This is a genomic window from Mesorhizobium sp. M0040 (genome assembly GCF_040323505.1).
Classification (GTDB): domain Bacteria; phylum Pseudomonadota; class Alphaproteobacteria; order Rhizobiales; family Rhizobiaceae; genus Mesorhizobium.
The window spans coordinates 1-24,814 of sequence record NZ_JAMYVA010000063.1 but is presented as its reverse complement, the minus strand read 5'-3'; the positions used below and the strand labels follow the sequence as shown (position 1 = coordinate 24,814).

General features: G+C 64.2%; 27 protein-coding genes. 12 read left to right on the top strand and 15 right to left on the bottom strand.

Annotated elements, in window-relative coordinates:
* Positions 1–183 precede the first annotated feature (183 nt).
* The 3 genes from NKJ91_RS30035 to NKJ91_RS30025 all read right to left on the bottom strand — a co-directional run bounded on the left by NKJ91_RS30035 (position 184) and on the right by NKJ91_RS30025 (position 2,074).
* Positions 184–603: a lysozyme inhibitor LprI family protein gene (locus NKJ91_RS30035; RefSeq protein ID WP_352458419.1), complete on the bottom strand. Its 420-nt coding sequence runs from the start codon at positions 601–603 to the stop codon at positions 184–186.
* Positions 604–771: 168 nt separating this feature from the next.
* Positions 772–1,260, bottom strand: coding sequence for a GNAT family N-acetyltransferase (locus NKJ91_RS30030; protein ID WP_352458418.1), 489 nt, complete (start codon positions 1,258–1,260; stop codon positions 772–774).
* Positions 1,253–2,074, bottom strand: coding sequence for a transglycosylase SLT domain-containing protein (locus NKJ91_RS30025; RefSeq protein ID WP_352458417.1), 822 nt, complete (start codon positions 2,072–2,074; stop codon positions 1,253–1,255). The genes NKJ91_RS30030 and NKJ91_RS30025 overlap by 8 nt, the downstream gene beginning before the upstream one ends.
* A gap of 162 nt (positions 2,075–2,236) precedes the next feature.
* On the opposite strand from NKJ91_RS30025, the gene NKJ91_RS30020 reads away from it, so the two are divergent.
* Positions 2,237–2,806 carry a methylated-DNA--[protein]-cysteine S-methyltransferase gene (locus NKJ91_RS30020; protein WP_352458416.1) on the top strand — a complete coding sequence of 190 codons (570 nt, stop codon included), beginning with the start codon at positions 2,237–2,239 and terminating at the stop codon, positions 2,804–2,806.
* 52 nt (positions 2,807–2,858) lie between these two features.
* Here the strand turns inward: NKJ91_RS30020 and NKJ91_RS30015 are convergent, their stop codons facing one another.
* Positions 2,859–3,185 (bottom strand): hypothetical protein, encoded by a 327-nt coding sequence (locus NKJ91_RS30015; RefSeq protein WP_352458420.1) that lies wholly within the window; start codon positions 3,183–3,185, stop codon positions 2,859–2,861.
* A gap of 299 nt (positions 3,186–3,484) precedes the next feature.
* On the opposite strand from NKJ91_RS30015, the gene NKJ91_RS30010 reads away from it, so the two are divergent.
* Positions 3,485–3,697 carry a cold-shock protein gene (locus NKJ91_RS30010; RefSeq protein WP_023678332.1) on the top strand — a complete coding sequence of 71 codons (213 nt, stop codon included), beginning with the start codon at positions 3,485–3,487 and terminating at the stop codon, positions 3,695–3,697.
* Between the two features lie 277 nt (positions 3,698–3,974).
* The gene (locus tag NKJ91_RS30005; RefSeq protein ID WP_352458415.1) at positions 3,975–4,175 is read left to right on the top strand and encodes a hypothetical protein; all 201 of its coding nucleotides are present in this window, start codon (positions 3,975–3,977) and stop codon (positions 4,173–4,175) included.
* A 177-nt stretch (positions 4,176–4,352) separates the two neighbouring features.
* Here the strand turns inward: NKJ91_RS30005 and NKJ91_RS30000 are convergent, their stop codons facing one another.
* The 3 genes from NKJ91_RS30000 to NKJ91_RS29990 all read right to left on the bottom strand — a co-directional run bounded on the left by NKJ91_RS30000 (position 4,353) and on the right by NKJ91_RS29990 (position 6,968).
* The gene (locus NKJ91_RS30000; protein ID WP_352458414.1) at positions 4,353–4,961 is read right to left on the bottom strand and encodes a glutathione S-transferase family protein; all 609 of its coding nucleotides are present in this window, start codon (positions 4,959–4,961) and stop codon (positions 4,353–4,355) included.
* A 262-nt stretch (positions 4,962–5,223) separates the two neighbouring features.
* Positions 5,224–6,078, bottom strand: a complete 855-nt coding sequence (locus NKJ91_RS29995) for an EAL domain-containing protein (protein WP_352458413.1) — start codon at positions 6,076–6,078, stop codon at positions 5,224–5,226.
* The gene (locus NKJ91_RS29990; protein WP_352458412.1) at positions 6,075–6,968 is read right to left on the bottom strand and encodes an EAL domain-containing protein; all 894 of its coding nucleotides are present in this window, start codon (positions 6,966–6,968) and stop codon (positions 6,075–6,077) included. The genes NKJ91_RS29995 and NKJ91_RS29990 overlap by 4 nt, the downstream gene beginning before the upstream one ends.
* 203 nt (positions 6,969–7,171) lie before the next feature.
* Between NKJ91_RS29990 and NKJ91_RS29985 the strand changes: the two genes are divergently transcribed.
* A complete protein-coding gene (locus NKJ91_RS29985) occupies positions 7,172–8,374 on the top strand; it encodes a pyridoxal phosphate-dependent aminotransferase (protein WP_023678337.1) in 1,203 nt (400 codons plus the stop codon).
* A gap of 6 nt (positions 8,375–8,380) precedes the next feature.
* On the opposite strand, the gene NKJ91_RS29980 is transcribed toward NKJ91_RS29985, so the two are convergent.
* Positions 8,381–8,776, bottom strand: coding sequence for a (R)-mandelonitrile lyase (locus NKJ91_RS29980; RefSeq protein WP_023678338.1), 396 nt, complete (start codon positions 8,774–8,776; stop codon positions 8,381–8,383).
* A gap of 30 nt (positions 8,777–8,806) precedes the next feature.
* The gene (locus NKJ91_RS29975) at positions 8,807–9,403 is read right to left on the bottom strand and encodes a methyltransferase family protein (RefSeq protein WP_352458411.1); all 597 of its coding nucleotides are present in this window, start codon (positions 9,401–9,403) and stop codon (positions 8,807–8,809) included.
* A gap of 145 nt (positions 9,404–9,548) precedes the next feature.
* On the opposite strand from NKJ91_RS29975, the gene NKJ91_RS29970 reads away from it, so the two are divergent.
* The 3 genes from NKJ91_RS29970 (at position 9,549) to NKJ91_RS29960 (ending at position 13,947) form a co-directional block, all read left to right on the top strand.
* A complete protein-coding gene (locus NKJ91_RS29970) occupies positions 9,549–10,415 on the top strand; it encodes an alpha/beta fold hydrolase (protein ID WP_352458410.1) in 867 nt (288 codons plus the stop codon).
* A gap of 163 nt (positions 10,416–10,578) precedes the next feature.
* Entirely contained in the window at positions 10,579–12,630 is a 2,052-nt protein-coding gene (locus tag NKJ91_RS29965; protein ID WP_352458409.1) for an elongation factor G, read from the top strand.
* An 819-nt stretch (positions 12,631–13,449) separates the two neighbouring features.
* A complete protein-coding gene (locus NKJ91_RS29960; protein ID WP_023678342.1) occupies positions 13,450–13,947 on the top strand; it encodes a methyltransferase family protein in 498 nt (165 codons plus the stop codon).
* Positions 13,948–13,966: 19 nt separating this feature from the next.
* On the opposite strand, the gene NKJ91_RS29955 is transcribed toward NKJ91_RS29960, so the two are convergent.
* Positions 13,967–14,719 (bottom strand): SDR family oxidoreductase, encoded by a 753-nt coding sequence (locus NKJ91_RS29955; protein ID WP_352458408.1) that lies wholly within the window; start codon positions 14,717–14,719, stop codon positions 13,967–13,969.
* A 121-nt stretch (positions 14,720–14,840) separates the two neighbouring features.
* On the opposite strand from NKJ91_RS29955, the gene NKJ91_RS29950 reads away from it, so the two are divergent.
* On the top strand, positions 14,841–15,485 hold the full coding sequence (locus tag NKJ91_RS29950; RefSeq protein ID WP_352458407.1) for a TetR/AcrR family transcriptional regulator: 645 nt from the start codon (positions 14,841–14,843) through the stop codon (positions 15,483–15,485).
* Positions 15,486–15,589: 104 nt separating this feature from the next.
* On the opposite strand, the gene NKJ91_RS29945 is transcribed toward NKJ91_RS29950, so the two are convergent.
* Positions 15,590–16,486, bottom strand: coding sequence for a LysR family transcriptional regulator (locus NKJ91_RS29945; RefSeq protein WP_023719100.1), 897 nt, complete (start codon positions 16,484–16,486; stop codon positions 15,590–15,592).
* A 98-nt stretch (positions 16,487–16,584) separates the two neighbouring features.
* Positions 16,585–17,559 (bottom strand): thioredoxin-disulfide reductase, encoded by a 975-nt coding sequence (trxB, locus tag NKJ91_RS29940; RefSeq protein ID WP_352458406.1) that lies wholly within the window; start codon positions 17,557–17,559, stop codon positions 16,585–16,587.
* A gap of 255 nt (positions 17,560–17,814) precedes the next feature.
* Between trxB and NKJ91_RS29935 the strand changes: the two genes are divergently transcribed.
* The gene (locus NKJ91_RS29935) at positions 17,815–18,291 is read left to right on the top strand and encodes an Lrp/AsnC family transcriptional regulator (RefSeq protein WP_023678347.1); all 477 of its coding nucleotides are present in this window, start codon (positions 17,815–17,817) and stop codon (positions 18,289–18,291) included.
* Between the two features lie 325 nt (positions 18,292–18,616).
* Here the strand turns inward: NKJ91_RS29935 and NKJ91_RS29930 are convergent, their stop codons facing one another.
* From NKJ91_RS29930 to NKJ91_RS29920, 3 genes are all read right to left on the bottom strand, one after another.
* Positions 18,617–19,192, bottom strand: a complete 576-nt coding sequence (locus NKJ91_RS29930; RefSeq protein WP_352458405.1) for a D-sedoheptulose-7-phosphate isomerase — start codon at positions 19,190–19,192, stop codon at positions 18,617–18,619.
* A 7-nt stretch (positions 19,193–19,199) separates the two neighbouring features.
* A complete protein-coding gene (rfaE1, locus tag NKJ91_RS29925) occupies positions 19,200–20,678 on the bottom strand; it encodes a D-glycero-beta-D-manno-heptose-7-phosphate kinase (RefSeq protein WP_352458404.1) in 1,479 nt (492 codons plus the stop codon).
* 139 nt (positions 20,679–20,817) lie between these two features.
* Positions 20,818–21,450: a LysE family translocator gene (locus NKJ91_RS29920; protein ID WP_352458403.1), complete on the bottom strand. Its 633-nt coding sequence runs from the start codon at positions 21,448–21,450 to the stop codon at positions 20,818–20,820.
* A gap of 176 nt (positions 21,451–21,626) precedes the next feature.
* Between NKJ91_RS29920 and rfaD the strand changes: the two genes are divergently transcribed.
* Genes rfaD through waaC form a run of 3 tightly spaced genes read left to right on the top strand, consistent with a single transcriptional unit; the run spans position 21,627 to position 24,537 of the window.
* Positions 21,627–22,577: an ADP-glyceromanno-heptose 6-epimerase gene (rfaD, locus tag NKJ91_RS29915; RefSeq protein WP_352458402.1), complete on the top strand. Its 951-nt coding sequence runs from the start codon at positions 21,627–21,629 to the stop codon at positions 22,575–22,577.
* The gene (gene waaF, locus NKJ91_RS29910) at positions 22,550–23,557 is read left to right on the top strand and encodes a lipopolysaccharide heptosyltransferase II (RefSeq protein WP_352458401.1); all 1,008 of its coding nucleotides are present in this window, start codon (positions 22,550–22,552) and stop codon (positions 23,555–23,557) included. The genes rfaD and waaF overlap by 28 nt, the downstream gene beginning before the upstream one ends.
* Entirely contained in the window at positions 23,554–24,537 is a 984-nt protein-coding gene (gene waaC, locus NKJ91_RS29905) for a lipopolysaccharide heptosyltransferase I (RefSeq protein ID WP_352458400.1), read from the top strand. The genes waaF and waaC overlap by 4 nt, the downstream gene beginning before the upstream one ends.
* The last annotated feature ends 277 nt before the right edge of the window (positions 24,538–24,814 follow it).

Genomic DNA, 24,814 nt, shown 5'->3' with positions numbered 1-24,814 from the left:
ACGCCCCCCTCACCCGTATTGCCAACCTAATTGCGAAGGCCAATTGGGGGCAATCCGACCTCTCCCCGAGGGGAGAGGAGGTCGTCGGCGTTGATGCCAGCCTCTTCTCCCCGGCGGGGAGAAGGTGGCCGCGAAGCGGCCGGATGAGGGGGACCCCCATATGCGATTGCCAATCGGCAGACGCTACTGCGCCGGCACCGGGCAGCTGACCTCGCCTTCCGGGCAATTGAGATAGTTCTCGAAATCCTTCACCCGATCATTGGTGAGCGCCCGTTGGCAATCGTAGACGACCATCGGATACATGCTGCCGGCGCCCTCGCGCGGGCCGCCCTGGAAAGCGCATTCGGCGTCGCGGAAAGCGACCCAGTGGCGCTGCGCATCGACCAGCAGCTTCTTGGTCTCCGCATCGCCCTTCAGCCGCCCCTCTATCTGCTTGTAGGCATCATTGAGGTTCTTGTCGGCCTCATCGAACGATTTGCCGGCGCATTCGTTCAAGGTCGCCTGGTCCTGCGCATTGGCGCAATCGTCGGCCCGCGCCACGCCCGCGAAGAGCGGAACGGCGAGGATCAAGGTGGCGAGGGTGGAAAGCAAAAGCCGCATCATGTTTCTCCGGTTTCGTCAAAGCTCCCGCGCGAATTGCAACATCGCAGCTTGACGCCCGGACCGGCAAGACGCGACCTGCCGCCTGGTGGACATTTCCCTTCCGGATCCTGCGCTCGGTCCCTGCCCTCCACCATGGCTCCGGGCGTTCGTCGGCTTGCCGACCGCGCCTCACCCCGCCCAATCCACCTCGATCATCCCCAGCCGCTGATAGAGCCTGACCGCAGCCGCGTTCTCGACCGTATTGGTCTTGAGATCGACATGCGCCGCGCCCCTTGCGTGAAACACGGCGAAAGCGTGCCGCATCAGCGCCTCGGCGATGCCCTTGCCGCGTGCCTCGGGGTGGACGGCAAGGTCCTTGACGAACGCCCGTGTCCAGCAGAGCGCCGCGCCCGTCAGCCGGCCCTTGCCGTCGATGACCAGGAAACACAAAGCTGGGTCGAATTCCGCGTCGGCCGAAATGCGCGGCCACCATTCGTCGAACGGCCCGTCGGCGCCGTCGTCGAACACGGCGGTCAAAAGCGCGTGCAAAGCGAGCGCATCGGCGGCTTCGAAGCCGCGCATGAAAAAACCTTCGGGCCAGCGCGGCGCCAGAAGCGTGTCGTCGAGGATCTTGCGCAGGCGGATGTCGTTTGGCGCCGGCGGGCGCGGCTCAGGCATCGGGCTGCATGCGGCGGCGCAGGCTATCGCTGCCGAGGCCGGTTTCGCCCAGCATCCCCTTGCGCTTGGCGTCGTAATAATAGCCGCTCTGGTAGAGCCGGTCGGCGCGCTTGGGGTTGCCGCCTGAGACCAGCCAGGCGCCGCGCAGATATTTCACCGCATATTTCAGATTGGTCTCGGCGTCGAACAGGCCGCTTGCCGGCCCGTCATAGCCCATGCCGCGCGCCGTCGCGTGCTTGATCTGCATCAGCCCCCAATGGCCGTGATTATAGGCTTTCGGGTTGAAGGTGCTCTCGCGGTTGACGACGCTGCGCACCAGATCGACCGGCACCTGGTAAAGCGCGGAATATTTCTCGATCAGCCGCTCGATCTCGCTGCGGCCGCCGGCGTTCGACTGCCCCTCTGTGGGGTCGATCGCGGCCAGTGCGGCCGGGTTCTGCGGCACCGTATAGGAGACCGGCTGAACGCCGGGCATGGCGGCGGTCTGTTCGGTGACCGGCATGGCGACGGCTGGCGTCGCGGTAACAGGCAGGGCATTGGCGGTCATGACGGCGGGGGTAGTTGCCGCCAGCGGCGTCGGCCCGGCAAAGGCGGCGGCCGGCTCGATCGGCAGCGCCGCTGTCTGGGCGACGCCGGACGGCTCCGGCAGCACCGAAACCGTGTCAGGCAGCGCCAACGTAAAGCCGGCATCGGTATTGGCCGTATTTTCGGTGAAGGCCGGCGTCGGGGTCACCGGCGAAGTCGAGGTGCAACCGCTGAGAGCGGCCACGGCCAACACCGCCGCAAGGACGGGAAAGAGGAATTTTGCTGGCAAGCGGCGCTCGGGTCCGGTTCGTCGGGTGTTAAGAAGTCCTTACACCAGCATCTTTCCCCGGGCAATCCGCGGTAGCCGGTGGTTTTCGGGTGGCGAGCCGGGCCGCGAAATGCGATATTGTTCTGGATTTGTACTTCGAAGGATTCCGGAAAGGAGCACGCCATGGACGCCTCTCATGCCACCGCCGGCCACGCGGTCTTCGAAACCGTGCTCGGCTTCATGGGCATCGCCTGGAGCGATGCCGGACTGACCCGGCTCTGCCTGCCGCAGCGCAATCGCGACGCGGTCGAACGCCGGTTGCTGCGGCATGCCGCCGCCGAGCAGGCTGCGAAGCCCGAGCCGCAATGGGTTGCCGAGCTGATCGCGTCGATCAAGGCCTATGCCGCCGGCGAGGATATCGATTTCTCCAACGTGCCGGTCGATCTCAGCGGCGTCGACGAGTTCCGCCTGGCGATCTATGACGCGGCGCGAAAACTCGCCTTCGGCGAAACCACCACCTATGGCGAACTGGCCAAACGGGCCGGCCATGCCGGGCTGGCGCGTGAGACGGGCGCCGCACTCGGCGCCAACCCGGTGCCGCTGGTCATCCCCTGTCACCGCATCCTTGCCGCCGGCGGCAAGATCGGCGGCTTTTCCGCCCCTGGCGGCTCGGCCACCAAGGAAAAGATGCTGGCAATGGAAGGCGTACGCGTCGGCCCGCCGCCGCCGGCGCAGGTGTCGTTCGGGTTTTAGGGGTGCTGATATTCAGGCGAGGCCGGCACCCGGCGCACCATTTCGTCCCACTCTAATCCGGAAGCAGGCGCCGGCGAAAACGCCGGTCGATCTCCACCCGCTTGCATTTGTAGACGGTGCAGGAATTCGTGTCGGTGCTCGGCACCGAGGCCCGCGCCCTGACCTCGCCGATGTCGCAGAATTGCTGGCTCCGCACGTAGCGGTCGTAGAGCGCCAGCCCCGGCACGCGCGCCGATCGATAGCGCAGGATGACCGCACCCTCGCGCGCTATCGTCGCCTGCACCTTACCGCAGCTCATACGGGTCGGGTCGTAGCGCGAGACCGCCTGCGCCTCGGCGGCCACCAGCGTCAGGCAAGCGGTAAGCAGAACGATTTTAATGGCCCCTCTCCCCAAAACCCGGTCGCGCCCGAAGCCGGCGCGATCCTCCCGCGTCAGGCGCGCAACAACGACGCTCTCACGCGATTGGGGCGGCCGTTGGGCGGCGTTGCCGCGGCGCCATTTCCGCCCCGTCTTGTTTTTTGCGCGAAAGCATATTATATGCCGTCCATTGATATTTCGGCCGATCGATCCGGGCCTCGCGATCTTCGCGTTTGCTGACGTTCTATCTCCAAAATCTCGATACAAACCGGCTGGGTTTCGGTCCAGTCAAACTAAAGCAAACGTAAAGGACTATCGAAATGGCAACAGGTACGGTCAAGTGGTTTAATTCCACCAAGGGTTTCGGCTTCATTCAGCCTGACAGCGGCGGCGCGGACGTTTTCGTTCACATCTCCGCAGTCGAGCGTGCTGGACTGTCGACCCTGGTTGAAGGCCAGAAGATCAACTTCGAGATCGAGCAGGACCGCCGCACTGGCAAGTCGTCCGCTGGATCTCTGAGCAAGGCAGCCTGATTTTGCGAATGGCGCGCGCCGGGCGATATACCGGGGCGCGCGGCAAGTCACGGATGTACTGGCGGTCGCGCGAGAAGCGCGCCGGAGCGGAAGACCCCGACAAGCCGAAGCAGCAGATTGCTGCCGGCCCGGCCAAAACGCTCCCGATCAGGCTACCAAGCATGGGAAGGCGGGATTTTGTCCCGCCTTTTTGCTGTCTGGATTCCGATGAACCGGCGCCTTGGTCCTATGGGACCACTTTGTGGTGTTTTTGTCCCGGTCCTGGTACCATCGACCCGTGAGCGAGCTTGAACAGATTGAGAAATCCATCGCCGAACTAAGCCCCGAAGAGCTCAAGGCGTTTGCCGCATGGTTCGAGGCGCTGCAGGCCGACATGTGGGACCGTCAGTTCGAAGCCGACGCCGAGGGCGGCAGGCTGGACAAGCTTGCCGAGCAGGCATTGGCTGATCATCGCGCCGGCCGGACCCGGCCTCTGTGAATCATTTTGCCACTCCCTCGTTTTGGGAGGCCTACGCAAAACTGCCCTCGTTAATCAGAGCAAAGGCGTGCGAGCATTCACGCCACCGGCCGAAGGCCGCAAGCCCGACCGGGCGTCGCGCCTGTAGGCGCGCCCCGTCCGGAGCAGCCGCGAAGCGGCGACAGCGTGAGGACAGAACTACCCCACCCACTCCAGCGGCACATGCCCCGGGTCGGCCTCGACCCGTCGCAGCCAGGCGGCCACCGCCGGATAGGCGTCGAGTTGGAAGCCACCCGTCTCGGCCGTGTGCGTATAGGCATAGAGCGCAATGTCCGCGACGCTCAGCACATCGCCGGCGAAGAAGCTGCTCCCGGCCAGGTGCTTGTTCATGACGCCGAGCGCCTTGTTGCCGCGCTCCAGCGTCACCGCCAGCCGCTCCGGCGTCGCATCCTTGGCTCTTTCAGGGAAGGTCAGCAGCGCCCTGCGCACGGCGATATAAGGCTCGTGGCTGTATTGCTCGAAGAACAGCCACTGATAGGCCAGCGCGCGTTCGTATTTGTCCGCCGGCAGAAACCGCGTGCCTTCGGCGAGATAGAGCAGGATGGCATTGGATTCGGCCAGCCGGCGGCCGTCGTCGAGTTCGAGCAGCGGCACCATGGCGTTCGGATTTTTCGCGACATAGTCGGGTTTGCGCGTGTCGCCGGTATGCGAGCTGACCTCGACATTGGTGAAAGCGATGCCGAGCTTGGCCATCAACAGGCGCGGCTTGTAGCAATTGCCGCTGTCGATCATTCCATAGAGTATCATCGGTGCTCCCCCTTGCTCGCAACCACCCGTCTCAGGGCTTGATCCAGCCTCTATCGCGGCAGCGGCGGCTTCATCCAGTGATTTGTTTTGGCGTAACCATCAGCGCCGCTGATGCATTTCAGGATATATCGAGATTCAAGTCAGGCCGAGCCGAGAAGGGTGGGTTCCGAGAACCGGAGCGGAGCGTACTTTGGGTACGTGAGCACCGGAAGCGCAGGAAACCGCCGTTCGCAGGCCGGCATCACTTGAATCTCGACATATCCTAGCCGAATAGGGGGATGACGTTGTTGTCCCTGCCAAGCAGCCTGTCGATCGACAGAGGCTCCTCGTCGAACAGCGTACCGGCCAGCGCCGGCCGGGCAAGGTAAAAGCCCTGCAGCAGGTCGACGCCGCCATCCAGCGCGACGCGCAGATGCGTGGCGTTCTCGACGCCTTCGACCAGCACCTTGGCGCCACGGTCGTGCAGCGTCGAAACCAGCGGCCGGAAAAACCGCTCGGCGGCGGCATGGCGGCAGAATTCTGCGAACCAGGTGCCGTCGATCTTGACGATGTCGGGCTGCACCAGGGCTACCCTTTCTTCGGTCGAATGCCCGGTGCCGAAATCGTCGATGGCTATGCGGACGCCGTCGCGCCGCATCTCGCGCGCCAGGCTGACAAGCACCTTGTCGCCGGCCGCCTGCTCGGTGATCTCGCAGACCAGCATGCCGGGATGCAGGCCGAAATCCGTCAGATGCCTGGTCATCAGCCTGATTTCGGCCAGCGCCCGTGCGGGGTCATCGTTGATCAGCGGATTGTAGTTGAAGAAGAGGTCGAGCCCGTCGACGCCGATGTTGCGGAAGTTGCGCAAATGCAGCACCCGGCACATGGTTTCGACAAACAGCCGATCCGCTGCCGGCACGCCTTTGAAGAAGATTTGCGGTGCCACCGGCCTGCCTGCACGATGCGGCTCGATCAGTCCCTCGACCGCGACGGCGGCGAGAAACCTGCCGCGCGGCGCGAAGACCGGCTGGTAGGCGCTCCTCAGCCGGAATGCGCCGTAGACGCCATATTCGATGCCGACCTCGTCGGCAAAGATCGCTTCGCCGACCTTGCGCCGCATGTCGGCCCGCCCGGTCACGATGCCACCCTGCGGCCAAAGGCCCGCATCGGCCGCCGCGATGGCGAAACGGCCGCGGGAACTTTGTCCTTATCGGGCGACACCGCTGATGCTTGCCCGGCCTTGTCGAAGACGTGAAAGCTGGTCGGTGCAAGCTCCGGGCGTGCCAGCACGAAGCCTTGCACCATCGAGGCGCCCGACTTTTCGGCGAGCTCGAGCTGCCAGCCCGTCTCGATGCCCTCGAATACCGTACGGATGCCTTGCTCTTCGAAGCTTGTCACCATAGCGGTCAGCAAGGCGAAGCCGGCACCGGACTCCATCAGCGTCATGATCCAGTCGGCGTCGAACTTGACGATGTCTGGCCTGAGTTCCTTGATGCGATTGATGTCGGATTCGTCCGCGCCGTAATCGTCGACGGCAATGCGTAAACCATTGCCCCTGAGCGCCTCGACGAAATTGTAGAGCGTTTCCTGCGACGCCGATTTCTGCTCGGTGACCTCGCAGACGACGCGGCGCGGATCGATGTCGGCCTCGTGCAGCACCAGCCGCATGTCGCGCAGCGCCTTGTCGGCGATGCTGCGGTCGGTGAACACCGATGGATCGAAATTGATGAAGATGGAGGCGTCTCGCGGCAGGCAGGCGCCGGCGTTCAGAAGGTGCAGCGTCCGTGTCAGCGCCTCGATATGCAGGCGGTCGACCGCCGGGCAGCTGTTGAAGAAACTCATTGGCGGCTGCGGCTCGCCTTCGCGGAACGGCCGGATCAGCCCCTCGAACGCGACGACGGAAAGCTTGCCCTTGTTGAAGGCGAAGATCGGCTGGAACGCGCTTTGCAGCGTATAGACCCCCCAGACACCGCTGGCGGTGCCGTCATCATGGCGGATGATATGGGCAAGCCCGATGCTGCGTGTCACGGTTCCTCGCTGTGCGAGACTGGCGGACCGGCCACGGTCCTGCCGTTCAAGCTTTTACCGATCGTTGATGAATTTATTGTTGCCAGCATTGCGCGCTGGCTCATTCGACAATGCCTGCGCTGGGCTTGCGCTTGGCAAGACGATGCGACATGAGAGGCGCCGCGGCGCCTTCGCCGCGCCGGTCCTTTCTGGAGATATTTCTCATGGCCTTTCTTGCCGACGTCCTTTCCCGCGTAAAGCCTTCCGCGACCATCGCGGTGACGCAGAAGGCTCGCGAGCTGAAAAACGCTGGCCGCGACGTGATCGGGCTGGGCGCCGGCGAGCCGGACTTCGACACCCCCGACAACATCAAGCACGCCGCGATCGAGGCGATCCGCCGCGGTGAGACGAAATATCCGCCGGTATCCGGCATTGTGCCGCTGCGCGATGCGATCGCAAAAAAATTCAAGCGCGAGAACAATCTCGACTACCGGCCGGAGCAGACCATCGTCGGCACCGGCGGCAAGCAGATCCTGTTCAACGCCTTCATGGCGACGCTGAACCCCGGCGACGAAGTGATCATCCCGCGGCCCTACTGGGTGAGTTATCCCGAAATGGTGGCGATCTGCGGCGGCACCTCGGCCTTTGCCGACACCTCGATCGACAACGGCTTCAAGCTGACGGCGGCCGTGCTGGAAAAGGCGATCACGCCGCGCACCAAATGGCTGTTGATGAACTCGCCGTCGAACCCCTCGGGCGCAGCCTACACCGAAGCGGAACTCAAGAGCCTGGCCGACGTGCTGTTGAAGCACCCGCATGTCTGGGTGCTGACCGACGACATGTACGAGCACCTGACTTATGGCGACTTCGTCTTCAAGACCATCGCCGAGGTCGAGCCTAAGCTCTATGAGCGCACGTTGACGATGAACGGCGTGTCGAAGGCCTATGCCATGACCGGCTGGCGCATCGGCTACGCGGCAGGCCCGGTGCCGCTGATCAAGGCGATGGACATGATCCAGGGCCAGCAGACCTCCGGCGCCTGCACCATCGCCCAATGGGCGGCGGTCGAAGCGCTGAACGGCCCGCAGGATTTCATCCCGAAGAACAAGGCGATCTTCCAGGGCCGGCGCGATCTCGTCGTCTCGATGCTCAACCAGGCGCGCGGCATCACCTGTCCGTCGCCGGAGGGTGCGTTCTACGTCTATCCCTCCTGTGCCCAGCTGATCGGCAGGAAGACCAAGAGCGGCAAGGTGATCGACAGCGACGAAACCTTCTGCTCGGAACTGCTCGAGGCCGAGGGCGTGGCGGTTGTTTTCGGCTCGGCCTTTGGCCTCGGCCCGAACTTCCGCATCTCCTACGCCACGTCGGAGGCTCTGCTCGAAGAGGCCTGCACGCGCATCCAGCGCTTTACCGCCGCGCTGGTCTGAGACGTTTCAGCCGCCATACTGCTCGTCGTTCACCTTCTCCAGCCAATCGACATGCACACCCTCGAGCGCCTCCTGCATGGCGATGTGGGTCATCGCCGATTTGGGCGCGGCGCCGTGCCAGTGCTTTTCGCCGGCCGCAAAGGAGATGACGTCGCCGGCCCTGATCTCCTGCAGCGGCCCGCCCCAGCTTTGCACGAGACCGGCACCGGATGTGACATAGAGCGTCTGGCCGAGCGGATGCGTGTGCCAGTGGGTGCGAGCGCCGGGCTCGAAGCTGACCAGCGTGGCTCTGAGCCGCGCCGGCGCCTCTTTCTCGATGATCGGCGTCTGCAAAACCCGGCCAGTGAAGTATTTTTCCGGCGCAACAATCGTCGGCACGCTGCCGCAGGCAATAATCTTCATCGTCGCAAGTCCTCGATTCAATCCAGTGTCTTAGACCCTACCACTTTCGTCCGATGCCGGCTGCATCTCCTGCCGGCTGCGGGCAAAACGCGGCCAGAACAGACCGGTCCGCGTGCGGTAAGCGTCGTAGGCATCGGCCAACCTTGTCCGCGAAAATTTTCGCTCTTCGTCCAAGGCTGCGATCACGTAGATCGTAACGATGCCGGCGACCGGAACCACCGCCCAGACCGACCAGGTCGCGATACCCCATCCGATCCAGAAGATGATGTAGGACGTGTAGAACGGATGCCGGACATGGAGATAAGGGCCTTCGGTCACCAGGCTGTCGGGATTGTCAGGATCGAATGCGAACCGCAGCCGCGCCTTGCGGGAGACCGAGATCGCCCACCAGAACAGCGCCGAGCTTGCCAGTTCGATGGCGAGCCCGCCGATCTTCGCCGCCACCGGCTGCCGCTCGATCCACAGCAGCGCAAGAAAGAACAGCGCCGTGCCGACCACGACGGCCGAAATGATCATCGCGCCTGGAGACATGGTCGGCGACTGGAAATGCGCGCGCATCGACCAGGCATATTGGCCGAGCGTCGCGATGCTGCTGATCGAGACGAGAAGGTCGAGCGTGGATTCCATCATCAGGCTCCGGGGGTTAGCTGTGGTGGATTCGGCATCATACCCGGCGCAAGCCGAGAAATCATTTCTTAACCACCGTTCTAAACAACATGGTGACCTCGGCATGCGATGTTGACCTGGAGACAATCCCAAGGTCCAAACCAGTATGGCCGTTTCCCACCGCACGATCCGCACGCCGCAAGCGGATTTGCGCCTCAGCCAGTCGTCGGGACCCGGCATCCCGCTTGTCCTGATCCACGGCTCGGGCAGTTCGCGCGCCGTATTCGCCCGCCAGTTCGACAGCCCGTTGGCCGCTGCCCATCGGTTGATTGCTTTCGACCTGCCCGGCCACGGCGAATCGTCGGACGCCCGCGATCCGGCGACGGACTACACCATCGCCGGCCTTGCCCAATCGGCGGCTCAGCTCCTCGACGCCTTGGAGGTTAGCCGCGCCGTCGTCTTCGGCTGGTCGCTCGGCGGGCACGTGGCGATCGAGCTCGCGAGCTTCCACCGGGCGGTCGGCGGGCTGATGCTGACCGGCGCGCCGCCGGTATCGAAGGGTCCTTTCGGCATGCTGCGCGGCTTCCACGCGCATTGGGACATGCTGCTGGCGTCCAAAAAGACGTATTCCGAACGCGATGCCGAGCGCTTCGAGACGCTGTGTTTCGGCGACACCGCCGATCCGTCCTTTCGCCAAGCCATCCTGCGCACCGACGGCCGGCTGCGCGCCGCGGTGACGCGCGGCATGCTCACCGGCAAGGGCGCCGACCAGAGACAGGTGGTCGAGCAGGCCGCGTTTCCGGTCGCTATCGTCAATGGCGAGAACGATCCGTTCGTCCGGCTCGGCTATTTTGAGACGCTCGCCTACGGCTCGCTGTGGGAGCATTGCCACATCATCTCCGGCGCCGGGCATGCGCCTTTCTGGGAGCGGGCGGACCTGTTCAATCCGCTGCTCGCGCGCTTTGCCGAGACGGTGGCGGTGCAGCGCGTGGACGCACCCCCGCTGGCGTCGCGCCTAACCGGCACCGGCTGAACCGGCCCCAACTTCAAATCCCTTCAACCTCAAATCCCTTGCCCTCCCGGCCTGCCCGTGGGACGATGCCCTTTGGGTAGGTGGCAAATTGAAAAAAGCCTCGCCCGCGACGGCCGACAGGCCGGCCGCCGCTCACAGGGAAACGCCTGAGTGGAGGTCAGCCATGGGTACTCGCGCCGGAGGACGACGCACGGGACCGAAATGCATTGCCATAGTCGGTCCCTTCGCAAGCGGTAAGACGACACTTCTCGAAGCCATACTCGCCCGTACAGGCGCCATTCCCCGCCAGAATCCCGTTTCGTCCGGAAATACCGTTTCCGATCATTCGCCCGAGGCGCGCGCTCACGGCATGAGCGTCGAGGCGACCTTCGCCACCACCGATTTCATGGGCGAGCCGTTCACCTTCGTCGATTGTCCCGGCTCCATCGAATTCTCCTTCGAAGCCGAGCCGGTGCTGGCCGCCTGCGACGTCGCCGTGGTCGTTGCCGAGGCCGACGAGAAGAAGATCCCTGCCCTGCAGCTGATCATGCGCAAGCTCGACGATCTCGGCGTGCCGCGCATGCTGTTCCTGAACAAGGTCGACAAGGCGATAGCAGGTGTGCGCGACACGCTGAAGATGCTGCAGCCGGCAAGCTCGGTGCCATTGCTGCTGCGCCAGATCCCGCTGCGCAAGGACGGCGTCGTCATCGGCTCGATCGACCTCGCTCTGGAGCGTGCCTACATCTACCGCGAATATGCCGAGAGCGAGGTCGCCCAGATCCCGAGCGACGACAAGGCGCGCGAGCTCGAGGCGCGCTTTTCCATGCTGGAGACGCTCGCCGACCATGACGACCGCCTGATGGAGCAATTGCTGGACGAGATCGAACCGCCGAAGGATGCGATCTTCGACGATCTTGCCGCCGACCTGCGCGACGGCATGGTGACGCCGGTGCTGATCGGCACCGCCGAGAAGGGCAATGGCGTGCTGCGCCTGTTGAAGGCGATCCGTCACGACGCACCCGACATCGAGGCGACGCGCCAGCGCCTCGGCGCTCCCGACGGCAATGCCACCGTGGTCCAGGTGATGAAGACCATCCACACCGCGCATGGCGGCAAGCTGTCGGTGTCGCGCATCCTGTCCGGCCAGGTCGCCGACGCCGCCGAGCTGTTCCTTTCCAATGGCGAAACGGCAAAGGTCTCCGGCATCTACAAGATGCTCGGCAAGGACCAGGTCAAGCTGACTTCGGCCAAGGCCGGCGACACGGTGGCGCTCGGCAAGCTGGACGCCGTCAGGACCGGCCAGACGCTGAGCTCGACCAAGGGCGGCATCCAGCCGCTGGTCACGCTGGCGCCGCCGCAACCGGTCTTCGCCTTCGCGCTGCGGCCGAAAGAGCGCAAGGACGAGGTCAAGATGTCGGCGGCCATCCAGCGCCTGGCCGAGGAAGATCCCTCACTCAACCTGCATCACAACCAGGATTCGGCCGAAACCGTGCTGTCCGGCCATGGCGAGATGCATCTGCGCGTCGTGCGCGAGCGGCTGGAAGGCAAGAACCAGATCCCGGTCGAAGGCCATGTGCCGGCCGTGCCCTACCGCGAGACGATCCGCAAAGCGACGCAGCAGCGCGGCCGCCACAAGAAACAATCAGGCGGCCACGGCCAGTTCGGCGACGTCGTGATTGAGATCAAACCGCTGCCGCGCGGGTCAGGCTTCCAGTTCACCGATACGATCACCGGCGGCGTCGTGCCAAAGACCTACATCCAGTCGGTCGAGACCGGCGTGCGTGACTACCTGAAGTCCGGGCCGCTCGGCTTCCCGGTCGTCGATGTTGCCGTCAACCTTTCCGACGGCTCCTACCATGCGGTCGATTCCTCCGACATGGCCTTCCAGATGGCAGCGAAGCTGGCGATGAAGGAAGGCATGGCCGCGTGCTCGCCGGTGCTGCTCGAGCCGGTGATGAAGGTCGAGATCGTCACGCCGTCCGACGCGACGTCGAAGATCATTGCGCTGATCCCGCAGCGGCGCGGCCAGATCCTCGGCTACGACGCGCGGCCCGACTGGCCCGGATGGGACGTCGTCGAGGCGACCATGCCGCAAGCCGAGATCGGCGACCTCATCATCGAGCTGCGCTCGGCCACGGCGGGTGTCGCCAGCTACCGGGCCGTCTTCGACCACATGGCCGAACTCACCGGCCGGTTGGCCGACGAAGCGCTGAACGCCAACGGCAAGGCCGCCTGAGCTGCCTTTGCGGCCCAACAGGAAACGGCGCCCGGATGTTGCGGGCGCCGTTTCTTGCGGACCGTCTTCGTGGGAGGCGAAACGGCAGGTCCGCCGCATGCTTGCCGCCGGTGCCTGGCGGCGGAGGAAGGTTCGGACGCGGTAGCTGCCTGAGCCCGGGTCGTCCGAGTGATGCCCCCATCCCCCGGACGAGCCACACCGCGTCCTGTGCTCTGCTTAATCGATTTGGCGCGCCCGCGGCATGTTACCCGAGGTTACATGTCACTGTTACGCGACCGTTCCGGCCGATTTTCTGGCGATGTGTTGGTTTCGGGCAACAAAAAAGCCGGATCAATGAAGACCCGGCTGAGTTTGATTGGAAGTGCCTGTTAAGGCTAACCTCCAGAGGGGAACACTCGAGAGCGCTAATGGGAGGAGAACGCGCTCAGGAGATGAGCTATTTATGTGCTCTTCATGCCCAAGAAACAAGCATCTATTTTGCAACACTCACATGCAAAAAGGCGCCGGCTGTGGTCTAATCCGTCCCGAAGCGCAATAGGACCAGTTGAATCGCTGAAATACAGCCTGCGGCAAGGCAAAAATCGATCCGCGGCCGCGAATCAGCAGCGATTCCTGCTCGGAAAGTCGAAAAACGCAGGATGACGTGGAATCGTGCAGCACGCGTTTGTTTTTTCGGCAGCCAGACCTTGCTGGTGCATGCCGCCCAAAAGCCCGCCATCGAGCTTGACCTGAGGGTGCAGCGGTTTGGGTTACATGCCGGACAAGACCTGAAGCGCGTTGCAGGAGACCGTTCAAGGCCGCGCCCGTAAGGAGAGCTATATGCGAGCCACTTCGGCGATCGCCGGCAGCGTCATCTTCCTTGCTGTAGCGCCCGGCGTGGTCGCCGGACTGTTGCCTTGGCTGCTGACCGATCGCTATCGCCTGCCCTGGTCGAGACTGCCCGGTTTCGTTCCTGTGGGCTGGCTGCTGGTTGTCGCCGGCACAGCCATACTGCTGCACGCCTTTGCCCGGTTTGCCCTGGAGGGCCTGGGTACCCCCGCCCCGGTCGCGCCGACCGAAAGGCTGGTCGTCGGCGGCATCTACCGCCATGTCCGCAATCCGATGTACGTCGCCGTGCTGTCGATCGTCCTCGGCCAGGCACTGCTGTTTTCGAGCTGGACGGTCGCCGCCTATCTAGTCATCGCCGCGGCCGCCATGATCTCCTTCGTGAGACTATATGAGGAACCGACGCTTGCCCGCCGCTACGGCGACGAATACGAGGCCTACCGCCGTGCCGTACCAGGCTGGCTGCCCCGCCTGACACCTTGGCGCGGCTGAAGCAGGCTCCAACGCTACGTCACCACGGCAGCGGGCCGTCCTCGTTCGAGAACGTGCCCGTCGGACCGCTAGCGTCGAGAAGTGCGAGGCGCACGGGCTCCCGCGCGGCCTGTTCGACGGTGCGCGGACCTTCGAAGTTGTTCAGCTCCGTCGCGGTGTAGCCCGGGCACGCAGCGTTGACCTTGATGCCGGTCTCCTCGAGCTCGATGGCGAAGGCGAGCGTCATCGCGTTGACGGCCGTCTTCGACGGGTTGTAAACGGCGCCAAACGAAGTGCGGTACGGAAAGGCCGGATCCGCGTTCAATGTCAGCGAGCCGGCGCCGCTCGATACGTTGACGATACGCGCCGCCGGCGCCTCACGAAGGAGCCGCAGCATCGCTTGCGTGACGGCGACGATGCCAAACACGTTCGTCTCGAACACCGCGCGTACGTCGTCGAGGGAGGCAACGCTCGGGCGGCCCGAGTTGATGATCTCCTCGAACGACGTGCCGGGCTTTCCCGCGTGGGAGATGCCCGCATTGTTCACCAGCACATCGAGGCGGCCGATTTCGATGCGGATGCGCTCTGCCGCGGCGGCGATCGAGGCCTGGTCGGTGACGTCGAGCTGCAGGGCGTGGGCATCCCCTCCAATGCTCTTTGCGGCTGCCTCCGCATGCTCGAGCCTGCGCGATCCTAAGAGCACGGTAAGGCCGTTCGCCGCGAGGTCCTTGGCGATCTGAAGACCGATGCCCTTGTTGGCCCCGGTGACCAGGGCGACGGGTTTGTCCTGCATGGTAATCTCCTTTTGTGCACCGATGTGTGGCCAACACCGCCTTGCCGTGCTAGATACAAGTCAAGCGGAACCACGTTCCACATATATCCGGAACAATGTTCCGTTTGCAAGAGGTAATTTGATGGGCGAAAAAACGCCGAACGGCAAAACGGATCAAGGCGATGGTCTGGAACCCCGCGACCGCGCGGATCGGCACGTGCGCGCCGACGCACGGCGCAACATCGACGCGTTGCTCCGGGCGGCCATGGCGGTGTTCGCGACCTCCGGCGTGGAGGCTCCGGTGCGAGAGATCGCGGAAAAGGCTGGCGTCGGCGTCGGCACCGTCTACCGCCATTTTCCACAGCGCTCGGACCTGATCGTGGCCGTCTTCCGCAACGAGGTTGACGCCTGTGCGGACGCCGCGCCGATCCTGGCCGGAAAGCATGAGCCCGGTGAAGCGCTGGCCCTGTGGATGCAGCGCTATGTGGATTTCATCACGGCAAAACGCGGCCTCGCGGCAGCCTTGTACTCAGGCAATCCGGCCTTCGACACTTTGCCTGCCTATTTCAACCAACGACTCCGGCCCGCGCTTCAAACATTGCTGGAGGCGGCGGCCGCGGCCGGCGAGGTGCGCGCCGATATCGAGCCGGGCGACCTGTTGGGGGCGGCCGCCAGCCTTGCCATGCCGGCACATGGCGGCGGCCCTGCCCAGGCGCGGCGCATGGTTGCCCTGCTGGTCGACGGTTTGCGCTACGGCGCCAGCACGCTGGCGGATACGCGTTCCTAAAGCGCGTTGCGTTCGACCGATCTCATGCGACGCGCTTTAGGTTCTTGTTTGATGCATGTCGTTATCGCAAAACCGCTGCACACTTTTGCGCGACATGCATTAAATCAGAACGACCAGCTGCGCGCCTTGGCGATGATGAAATCGCGGAAGACATGCAGCTTCGCCTGGTTCTTCATCGCGTCGGGATAGGCGAAATAGGTATCGAAGGACGGCACTTCGGTCTCGGGCAGCAACTGCACCAGCCCGGAATCCTTGCTGACCACGTAATCGGGCAGCATGGCGATGCCGGCGCCGCCCTGCACCGCTCGCTTGATCGACAGGATGTCGTTGATCTGCAGCGTTGGCACCCTTTGCCCGCCTTCGAAATCGCCGACCGTTTCCAGCCAGTTCAGTTCCGACAGATGCGCCGGCACCGGCACGCCGAAGGTGACGATGCGATGGGCCTTCAGCTCGGCGATCGAATTCGGCTTGCCGTATTTATTCACATAGGAGGGCGCCGCGTAGAGATGGAAATGCACGGTGAACAGGCGGCGCTGGATGAGATCCGGCTGCTGCGGCTGGCGCAGCCTGATGGCGCAGTCGGCCTGGCGCATGGTGAGATCTAGCTCCTCATTGGCCAGGATGAGCTGCAGGCTGACCTCGGGATAGAGCTCGATGAATTCCTGCACGCGCTCGGTCAGCCAGCCGGCGCCGAGGCCGACCGTGGTCGTCACCCTGAGCACGCCGGAGGGCCGGTCCTTGGTTTCGGTCAGTCGCGATTTGATGGTTTCGAGCTTCATCAGCACGTCGTGTGCCGTGCGGAACAGCATCTCGCCCTGCTCGGTCAGCACCAGGCCGCGGGCGTGGCGATTGAACAGCGGCACGCCGACATCATGCTCGAGCGCGCTGACCTGCCGCGAGATCGCCGATTGCGACAAATGCAGTGTTTCCGCGGCATGGGTGAACGACCCCGCTTCCGCCGCGGCGTGAAACACGCGTAGCTTGTCCCAATCCAACGCCATGATTTCCCCTCGTCCCTGTTTTCTGGCGTCCGCCTGTTTTGGCGTCTGAATGAAAAATCAGGCTTTTGCGCGGCTTTTCTCAGCCGCTTGTTCAACAATCACTCCGCCGCTTCGCGGTGAACCTCGATCCGCGCCAGATATTTTTCCGCCTCGAGCGCGGCCATGCAGCCGAGCCCGGCCGCCGTCACCGCCTGGCGGTAGATATCGTCGGTCACGTCGCCGGCGGCGAACACGCCCGGCATGTCGGTGCGGGTCGAATCCGGCGCCGTCCACAGATAGCCGTTCGGCTTTTGCTTCAGCTTGCCGGCAAACAGCTCGACCGCCGGCGCGTGGCCGATCGCCACGAACACGCCGTCGACCACCAGATGCATCTCCTGCCCGGTCACCACGTTGCGCAGCTTCAGCCCTTCGACCGAAGGCGGCAGCGGCGCCTTGCCGGGTCTGCCGGTGATCTCGTCGACCACCGTGTCCCAGATGACGCGGACATTATCTTTCCGCAGCAGCCGCTCGCGCAGGATGCGCTCGGCGCGGAAATCGCTGCGCCTGTGGATGACGGTGACGCTCTTGGCCAGGTTGGAGAGATAGAGCGCTTCCTCCACCGCCGAATTGCCGCCGCCGATCACCGCGACATCCTTGCCGCGATAGAAGAAGCCGTCGCAGGTGGCGCAGGCCGAAACGCCAAATCCCATGAAGGTCCGTTCGCTCGGGATGCCCAGCCATTTGGCCTGCGCGCCGGTGGCGATGATCAGCGCGTCGGCGGTATAGATCGTGCCGGAATCGCCCTTGGCGCGGAACGGCCGCACGTTGAGGTCGACTTCGGTGATGATGTCGTTGACGATATCGGTGCCGACATGCTCGGCCTGCCTGAGCATTTCGCTCATCAGCCATGGACCCTGGATCGGTTCGGCGAAGCCCGGATAGTTTTCGACGTCGGTGGTGATCATCAGTTGCCCGCCCTGCTGCAGGCCGGCGACCAGCATCGGCTTGAGCATGGCGCGGGCGGCATAGATCGCCGCCGTATAGCCGGCGGGGCCGGAGCCGATGATGAGAACAGGCGCGTGCTTGGTGATCATGAAAAGCCTCTGCGGGGAGCAGCCATGGATTGTGGCATGAACTCTCGTCGATTGTTGCGCGTAATGTAAGTGTTGCCTGCGACGCCAGCAAGGCAAGTTGCCGTTCGTCCCCGGAAAGCTTCGGCGCCGGCGACGGCGACAAGCAACCCGCAGCAAGATGATGCGAAAATCCTCGATCCAGCGGATGGAATAGACAGCAAAGTCGTTTAATTACAAAGTCGCGAAAGATTCTTTCGCGTCACCACGGAAGCCACCATGCCGATCAAGGCCGATCTCGATGCCATCGACTGGAAGATCCTGCGCGAGCTTCAGCAGGACGGACGCATGACCAATGTCGAACTGTCGAGCCGCGTCGGCATTTCGGCGCCGCCGTGCCTGCGCCGCGTCAGGCGGCTGGAAGAGGCCGGCATCATCCGCGGCTACCGCGCTTTGCTCAACGCTCCGGCGCTCGGCCTCGACGTCGTCGCCTTCTGTCTGATCGGCCTGCATCACCAGGCCGACGCCGAACTCAAGACCTTCGCCGAGCGCACCCGCGGCTGGCCGATCGTGCGCGACGCCTGGATGGTGTCGGGCGAGTCCGATTTCCTGCTGCATTGCGTGGCGAGCGATCTCGGCACCTTCCAGACCTTCGTCATCGAGGAACTGGCCTCGGCCCCCAATGTCGATACGGTGCGAACCGCGCTGACCATCCGCCGGGTCAAAGACGAAGGGCTGGTGGCGTTTTCGGCTTAAGAGAGCGGGCAAAGCGGCTGCGAAACAAAAACCCGGAAACAAAAAACCCGCCTCGGCGGGCGGGATCGTCGGTGGAAATCATCACCATACTCAAATTAGTAGCATAGCTGCCGGCACAAAGCAAGAACAAAATTGCCTTCAGCGTTAGAATGCGGCTTCATGCCAGCTTGGGTTCCTCGCCCCACGAAAGTGGGGAGAGGTGGCTCGGCCAAGCCGAGACGGAGAGGGGAACCGCGCTCTACGACGCCCCCTCTCCGGCCGCTTCGCGGCCACCTCTCCCCCGCTTCGCGGAGGGCGAGGAACCCAGGTCCTGAGAGTTCGAGGATCACCCCACCTCGCAGAGGCGCGTTTCGACCATTTCGCACAAATGGTGGTAGAGGCACAAATGCCCCTGCTGGATGATCGGCGTCGAGGTCGAGGGTACGTTGAGCAGGATGTCGGAGAGCGGCTTCAGCTTGCCGCCGGTGTCGCCGGTCAGGCTGACCACCGTCATGCCCATCATGCGCGCCTGTTGGGCGGCGGCGAGGATGCTTGGCGAATTGCCGCTGGTCGAGATGGCGAGCAGCACGGCGCCCGCCGAACCATGCGCCTCGACCTGGCGCGCAAACACCGTGTCGAAGCCGTAATCATTGCCCCAGGCGGTCAGCACCGCCGCGTTGGCCGGCAGCGCGATGACGTTGTAGGCCTTGCGCTCCCTGAGGAAGCGGCCGACCAGCTCGCCGGCGATATGGATGGCATCGCTGGCCGAGCCGCCATTGCCGGCTATCAGCAGCGCCTTCCCCTGCGAAAGCGCGGCGACGACGGCGCCGACCGCCCGCTCCATCTCGCTGGTCAGGTCGCGCTCGACCATCGCCGAAATCGCGGCCGCCGAGCGGGCCAGGTAATCGTTCAGTTCGGACATGAAACCCTCAGTTCCCGGCGCGCAATCTGCCGATAGTGCCGGTCGTGCTCTTGCCGGCGACGAGGTCGATTAGCACGACGCGCCCGCCGGCCTTCTGCACGACATCGGCGCCAACCACCTGATCGACCGTATAGTCGGCGCCCTTGACCAGTATGTCGGGGCTCAGCGCCTCGATCAGCGAAAGCGGCGTATCCTCCTCGAAGATGACGACGGCGTCGACCGAGGCAAGTGCTGCCAGCACGCAGGCCCGGTCATGCTGGTCGTTGACCGGGCGCCCCGGCCCTTTCAGCCGGCGCACCGAGGCATCGCTGTTGAGGCCGAGCACCAGCCGGTCGCACTGGCTGCGGGCCGCATGCAACAGGCTGACATGGCCGGCATGCAGGATATCGAAACAGCCATTGGTGAAGCCGACGCTCAAGCCCTCGTCTTTCCAGCCCGCCACCAGCCGCGCGGCGGCGGCGGCATCGAGGATCGCATCCAAGTGGGCGACCGGACCATGCGAGCGAAACAGCGCACCCGTGAGTTCCTCGATCGTCAGCCGCGCCGTGCCGCGCTTGCCGACGACAACACCGCCGGCGGCGTTGGCGATTGATCCTGCCATGACGCGGTCGGCGCCTGCTGCAAGTCCCAGTGCAAACGTCGCGATCACCGTGTCGCCGGCGCCCGAAACGTCGAACACTTCGCGCGCCTGCGTGGCGATATGGCGGGCGTCGTCCGCACCGACGACGCTCATGCCCTTTTCGCTGCGCGTCGCGACGACGAAATCGAAACCGTGCGCCGAAATCAGCTGGCGTGCCGCCGCCTCGATTTCGTCGTCGGCAAACACTGCGCGGCCGACCGCCTCGCCGAGTTCCTTGCGGTTGGGCGTGATTGCCGTCGCGCCGGCATAACGCGCATAGTCGCGGCCCTTCGGATCGACCAGCACCGGCTTGCCCGCTTGCCGGCAGATCGAGATCAGTTCGCCGGCGACACCGTCGAGCAGCACGCCCTTGCCATAGTCGGACAGAATGACGATGTCGGCGCGTGCCAGCGCTTCGCGAAAATGCCCGACCAACGTCGCGCGCTCGGCATCGCCCAGCGGCTTGATTTCCTCTTCGTCGAAACGCAGCACCTGCTGGTTGAGCGCGCTGAAGCGGCTTTTGGACGACGTCATGCGATCGGCATCCTGCGCCAGCCCGCCGGTGTCGACGCCAAATTCGCCGAGCATGCGCATGAGGTTCTTGCCGGCCTCGTCAGCGCCGATCACCGAGACCGGTATCACGGCAGCACCGAGCGAAACGATGTTGGCGACGACATTGCCGGCGCCGCCCATCGCCAGCGTTTCGCCGCGCCCGTGCAGCACGGGGATCGGCGCTTCCGGCGAAATGCGCTCGATCACGCCGTTGACGAAACGGTCGAGGATGAAATCGCCGACCACCAGCACGGTGGCGCCGCCGAAGCGCGAGATGGCGCGGTGAAGAGGTTCGGGAGAGGGCAGCTTGATCATGTCAACGCGCGGGAGGGCCGATTTTCAGTGATGGGAAATTCGATTGGCAGGGCCGGCCGTTCATGGCGATGCCGATATACCGCAATTTCAGCCGACGCAACGGCAGGCCTTCGACCGATCGCGGCGGCGAGACAGTGCGTCAGCTTTTCTGCAACGCGACATGCACGCCCAGTCCGACAAGCACCGCACCGCCAGCGCGCCGCATCAGGCGCTGCGCCCGGCTCGAGCGCCGCAGCCTGGCGATCACCGCGCCGGCCAGCACCACGCAAACAATGTCGGCCGACGAGAACATCAAATTGACGATCGTTCCAAGCACGACGAACTGCAGCCAGACCGGAAACGCTGCCGAGGCATCGATGAATTGCGGCAGGAACGCCATGAAGAAAATCGCCGTTTTCGGGTTGAGCACCTCGACGGCAACGCTCTCGAAAAAGGCGCGGCGGGCGGATTTCGGCTGAATTCCCGGCAAGACAACGTCGCCTTGCGCCTTGGCGCGAAACAAAGAAACACCGAGCCAGACCAGATACAGCGCACCGACCAGCTTGACCGCCATGTAAAGCACCGGCACGGCATGGAAAAGCACCGACAGGCCGACGGCGGCGGCGAAGACATGAACGTAGCCGCCGAGATGGATGCCGAGCGCCGCCATCAGCCCGGACCAGCGGCCACGCGCCATGGTTTGCGCGGCGGCATAGAGCATGGCCGGGCCGGGGATATAGGCGAAGATCGCCGTGGTGGCGAAAAAGGCGACAAGCAGTTCGGTTGACGGCATTACCTTGCTCCTGTCGCCGATCGGCCGGCAGGCCGACTGAAACGAGACCTTTGCGGCGCCACTATGGCGCTCATCCGGCCGCCCCGCCACCTGCTTTGTCGACAGCCCGGCCCGCCTCCCCTATAAGGCCAGAATCCCACAAGGGCTACAATCGGCACAAGGTACCAGAGGCTTTCATGATCATCGTCACGGGCGGCGCCGGCATGATCGGTTCCAACATCGTCGCCGCGCTCAACGCCGAGGGTTTCAGCGACATCCTCGTCGTCGACGACCTCACCGACGGCCACAAGATCGCCAACCTCGCCGATCTCGAGATCGCCGATTATCTCGACAAGGACGATTTTCTGGCGCGGATGGAGGCCGGTGGCCTCGGCCGCATCGAGGTGGTTTTCCACCAGGGTGCCTGCTCGACCACCACCGAATGGAACGGCAAGTTCATGATGGAGGTCAACTACACCTATTCGAAGCGCCTGCTGCACGCCTGCCTGGCCCTGCGCTTGCCGTTTCTCTATGCCTCCTCCGCTTCCGTCTATGGCGGCGGCGCCGAGTTCCGCGAGGAGCCGCAATACGAACGCCCGCTCAACGTCTATGCCTATTCGAAAAAGCTGTTCGACGACTATGTCCGCCGCACTGTCTTCGATACCGACCACTCGCCGGTGGCGGGCCTGCGTTATTTCAACGTCTACGGACCGCGCGAGGCGCATAAGGGCGCCATGGCCTCGGTCGCCTTCCATCTGTTCAATCAGGTCGAGCAAGGCCAGAACCCGAAGCTGTTCGGCGCCTATGGTGGTTTCGGGCCCGGCGAACAGAGCCGCGATTTCATCCATGTCGGCGATGTCGCCGACGTCAATCTGTGGCTGTGGAAACGCGGCTCAAGCGGCATCTTCAACTGCGGCACAGGCAAGGCTCAGCCGTTCCGCGCCATTGCCGAAACGGTGATCGATACGCTCGGCCAAGGCCAGATCGAGTTCATCGAGTTTCCCGACCACCTCAAGGGCAGCTACCAGAGCTTTACGCAAGCTGATATGTCCCGCTTGCGCGCAGCCGGTTACAATGGCCAGTTCCGCACAGTGGAAACCGGCGTCAGAGACTATGTCGAATGGCTGAAAGCCCAACGATCCTCGTGATCGGCCCACGCTGGGTGGGCGACATGGTGATGGCGCAGTGCCTGTTCCAGGCGCTAAGGGAGCTTCATCCGAACGCCGCCATCGACGTGCTGGCGCCGGCGTGGGCAGCACCGCTGGTCAAGCGCATGCCCGAAATCCGCCAGCAGATCGACCTGCCGCTGCAATCCGGCACGTTCGAATTCCGCATCCGAAGGCGCTTCGGCCGCCTGCTGCGCGGCCGCTACGACATGGCCTTTGTCCTGCCGGGAAGCTGGAAATCGGCGCTGATCCCGTTCTTTGCCGGCATTCCGCGCCGCGTCGGCCATCTCAAGGAAATGCGCTATGGGCTGCTGACCGACATCGTGCCCTTGCCCGATCGCCTGAAACGGCGCACCGCGCAGGGCTATTTCAGCCTTGCCCGTGGTGGCGCCTTCCAGGCGCCGAAGCTTGCCGTCGATCAAGCCAACCAGGTAGCATTGTTCGGCCGTTTCGGGCTGACGGCGGGGAAATTCGTGGCACTCATGCCCGGCGCCGAATTCGGTCCGGCCAAGCGCTGGCCGAGCGAACACTATGCCGGGCTCGCCCGCGAGATGATGGCGAAAGGGTTTGGCGTGGCACTGTTCGGATCGAAGAACGACGCTGGGGTGACGGCGGAAATCGCCGCGCTGGCTCCGGGCGCCGTCGATCTTGCCGGCCAGACGCGGCTCGAGGATGCCATCGACCTGATCGCCGCGGCGAGGCTCGCCGTCTCCAACGACAGCGGGCTGATGCATGTCGCCGCCGCCGTCGGCACGCCGGTCGTCGCCGTCTACGGCTCGACCTCGCCGCAGAACACGCCGCCGCTCGCCGAGCGCCGCGAACTGGTCTGGCTCGGCCTGTCCTGTTCGCCCTGCCACAAAAAAGTCTGCCCGCTCGGTCATCTCAACTGCCTGAAGACGCTGGAGGTCGAACGCGTCGTGGCGGCGGCGGAGCGGCTGCTGGAAATGCCGACCGCCGCATGAAAGTGCTGATCGTCAAGACATCGTCCATGGGCGACGTCATCCACACCTTCCCGGCGATCGAGGACGCGCGCCGCGCTCGGCCCGGCCTGTCGTTCGACTGGTGCGTGGAAGAGGCCTTTGCCGGCATCGTGGCGCTGCATCCAGCCATCCAAACCATCCACAGCGTGGCGATCCGGCGCTGGCGCAGGAAGCTGCTCGAGCCCGGCACATGGCGGGAAGTGATCGGCTTGCGCCGCGCCTTGCGCGATTGCCGCTACGACCTCGTTCTCGATGCGCAAGGCTTGCTGAAATCGGCGCTGGTGGCGCGGCTGGCGGCAGCGCCGATCGCCGGTTTCGACCGTTCGAGCGCCCGCGAGCCTTCGGCGAGCCTGTTTTATGGCCATCGCTACGCCGTGCCGCGCGGCCTGCATGCCATCGAGCGCACGAGACGCCTGTTCGGGCTGGCGCTCGGCTACGAGCCGGATTTTTCCAGGCTTGAATCGGGTATCACGCCGCCAGCCGGAAGATCGATTTTTGTCGGCGAAAAGACCGCCTTCCTGCTGCACGGCACCAGCCGCGAGGACAAGAAATGGCCGGTCGCGGACTGGATCGAAACCGCCCGCCTGCTGGTGAACATGGGAATGACGCCAGTCACCACCTGGTCGAACGACCGGGAACAGGCGGTTGCCGAGGCGATCGCCCGCGCCATTTCGCAAACCGTGGTGGTTCCCAGGTCGCCGCTAGCCGAGATCGCCGCCGACATCGGCGGCTCGGCGCTGGTCATCGGCGCCGACACCGGCCTCACCCATCTCGCCAGCGCTTTCGGCCTGCCGACGGTGGCGATATTCCTCGCTACCGAGCCTGGCCTGACCGGCCCGCGCGGGCCATTCTCATCGACGCTGCTGGCCGCGCCCGGCCGCAGCGTCACGCCGCCGGAGGTGATTGCGGAAGCCGAGAGGCTTGTGGAGCGCCAGACGCTTGGTCAGGCCGGTGGCCGCTGATTTGCTCAATCAATTCAATCGGAAAGGTCAGCGCTGCCCCTTCCCTTCTCCCCTTGTGGGAGAAGGTGGATTGGCGCGCGCAGCGCCAAGACGGATGAGGGGTGTTGGACGGAGTGCGGAGGGAGCCAAGCTGGAACACCCCTCATCCGACCTCGCTTCGCGAGGCCACCTTCTCCCACAAGGAGACCTTTGCATAGAAGCCGATTGGTGATTCTGTGATGATGGTCGAAGCAGGGAGATTCGGGATGGCGGATCGTGTTCTGGGTCAGTTGAGTCT

What these genes read in the sequence shown, in the direction of transcription:
- NKJ91_RS30035 (WP_352458419.1), bottom strand. Translation starts at nt 603, where the DNA reads ATGATGCGGCTTTTGCTTTCCACCCTCGCCACCTTGATCCTCGCCGTT.
- NKJ91_RS30030 (WP_352458418.1), bottom strand. Translation starts at nt 1,260, where the DNA reads ATGCCTGAGCCGCGCCCGCCGGCGCCAAACGACATCCGCCTGCGCAAG.
- NKJ91_RS30020 (WP_352458416.1), top strand. Translation starts at nt 2,237, where the DNA reads ATGGACGCCTCTCATGCCACCGCCGGCCACGCGGTCTTCGAAACCGTG.
- NKJ91_RS30010 (WP_023678332.1), top strand. Translation starts at nt 3,485, where the DNA reads ATGGCAACAGGTACGGTCAAGTGGTTTAATTCCACCAAGGGTTTCGGC.
- NKJ91_RS30000 (WP_352458414.1), bottom strand. Translation starts at nt 4,961, where the DNA reads ATGATACTCTATGGAATGATCGACAGCGGCAATTGCTACAAGCCGCGC.
- NKJ91_RS29985 (WP_023678337.1), top strand. Translation starts at nt 7,172, where the DNA reads ATGGCCTTTCTTGCCGACGTCCTTTCCCGCGTAAAGCCTTCCGCGACC.
- NKJ91_RS29980 (WP_023678338.1), bottom strand. Translation starts at nt 8,776, where the DNA reads ATGAAGATTATTGCCTGCGGCAGCGTGCCGACGATTGTTGCGCCGGAA.
- NKJ91_RS29975 (WP_352458411.1), bottom strand. Translation starts at nt 9,403, where the DNA reads ATGGAATCCACGCTCGACCTTCTCGTCTCGATCAGCAGCATCGCGACG.
- NKJ91_RS29970 (WP_352458410.1), top strand. Translation starts at nt 9,549, where the DNA reads ATGGCCGTTTCCCACCGCACGATCCGCACGCCGCAAGCGGATTTGCGC.
- NKJ91_RS29965 (WP_352458409.1), top strand. Translation starts at nt 10,579, where the DNA reads ATGGGTACTCGCGCCGGAGGACGACGCACGGGACCGAAATGCATTGCC.
- NKJ91_RS29960 (WP_023678342.1), top strand. Translation starts at nt 13,450, where the DNA reads ATGCGAGCCACTTCGGCGATCGCCGGCAGCGTCATCTTCCTTGCTGTA.
- NKJ91_RS29955 (WP_352458408.1), bottom strand. Translation starts at nt 14,719, where the DNA reads ATGCAGGACAAACCCGTCGCCCTGGTCACCGGGGCCAACAAGGGCATC.
- NKJ91_RS29950 (WP_352458407.1), top strand. Translation starts at nt 14,841, where the DNA reads ATGGGCGAAAAAACGCCGAACGGCAAAACGGATCAAGGCGATGGTCTG.
- NKJ91_RS29945 (WP_023719100.1), bottom strand. Translation starts at nt 16,486, where the DNA reads ATGGCGTTGGATTGGGACAAGCTACGCGTGTTTCACGCCGCGGCGGAA.
- trxB (WP_352458406.1), bottom strand. Translation starts at nt 17,559, where the DNA reads ATGATCACCAAGCACGCGCCTGTTCTCATCATCGGCTCCGGCCCCGCC.
- NKJ91_RS29935 (WP_023678347.1), top strand. Translation starts at nt 17,815, where the DNA reads ATGCCGATCAAGGCCGATCTCGATGCCATCGACTGGAAGATCCTGCGC.
- NKJ91_RS29930 (WP_352458405.1), bottom strand. Translation starts at nt 19,192, where the DNA reads ATGTCCGAACTGAACGATTACCTGGCCCGCTCGGCGGCCGCGATTTCG.
- rfaE1 (WP_352458404.1), bottom strand. Translation starts at nt 20,678, where the DNA reads ATGATCAAGCTGCCCTCTCCCGAACCTCTTCACCGCGCCATCTCGCGC.
- NKJ91_RS29920 (WP_352458403.1), bottom strand. Translation starts at nt 21,450, where the DNA reads ATGCCGTCAACCGAACTGCTTGTCGCCTTTTTCGCCACCACGGCGATC.
- rfaD (WP_352458402.1), top strand. Translation starts at nt 21,627, where the DNA reads ATGATCATCGTCACGGGCGGCGCCGGCATGATCGGTTCCAACATCGTC.
- waaF (WP_352458401.1), top strand. Translation starts at nt 22,550, where the DNA reads ATGGCTGAAAGCCCAACGATCCTCGTGATCGGCCCACGCTGGGTGGGC.
- waaC (WP_352458400.1), top strand. Translation starts at nt 23,554, where the DNA reads ATGAAAGTGCTGATCGTCAAGACATCGTCCATGGGCGACGTCATCCAC.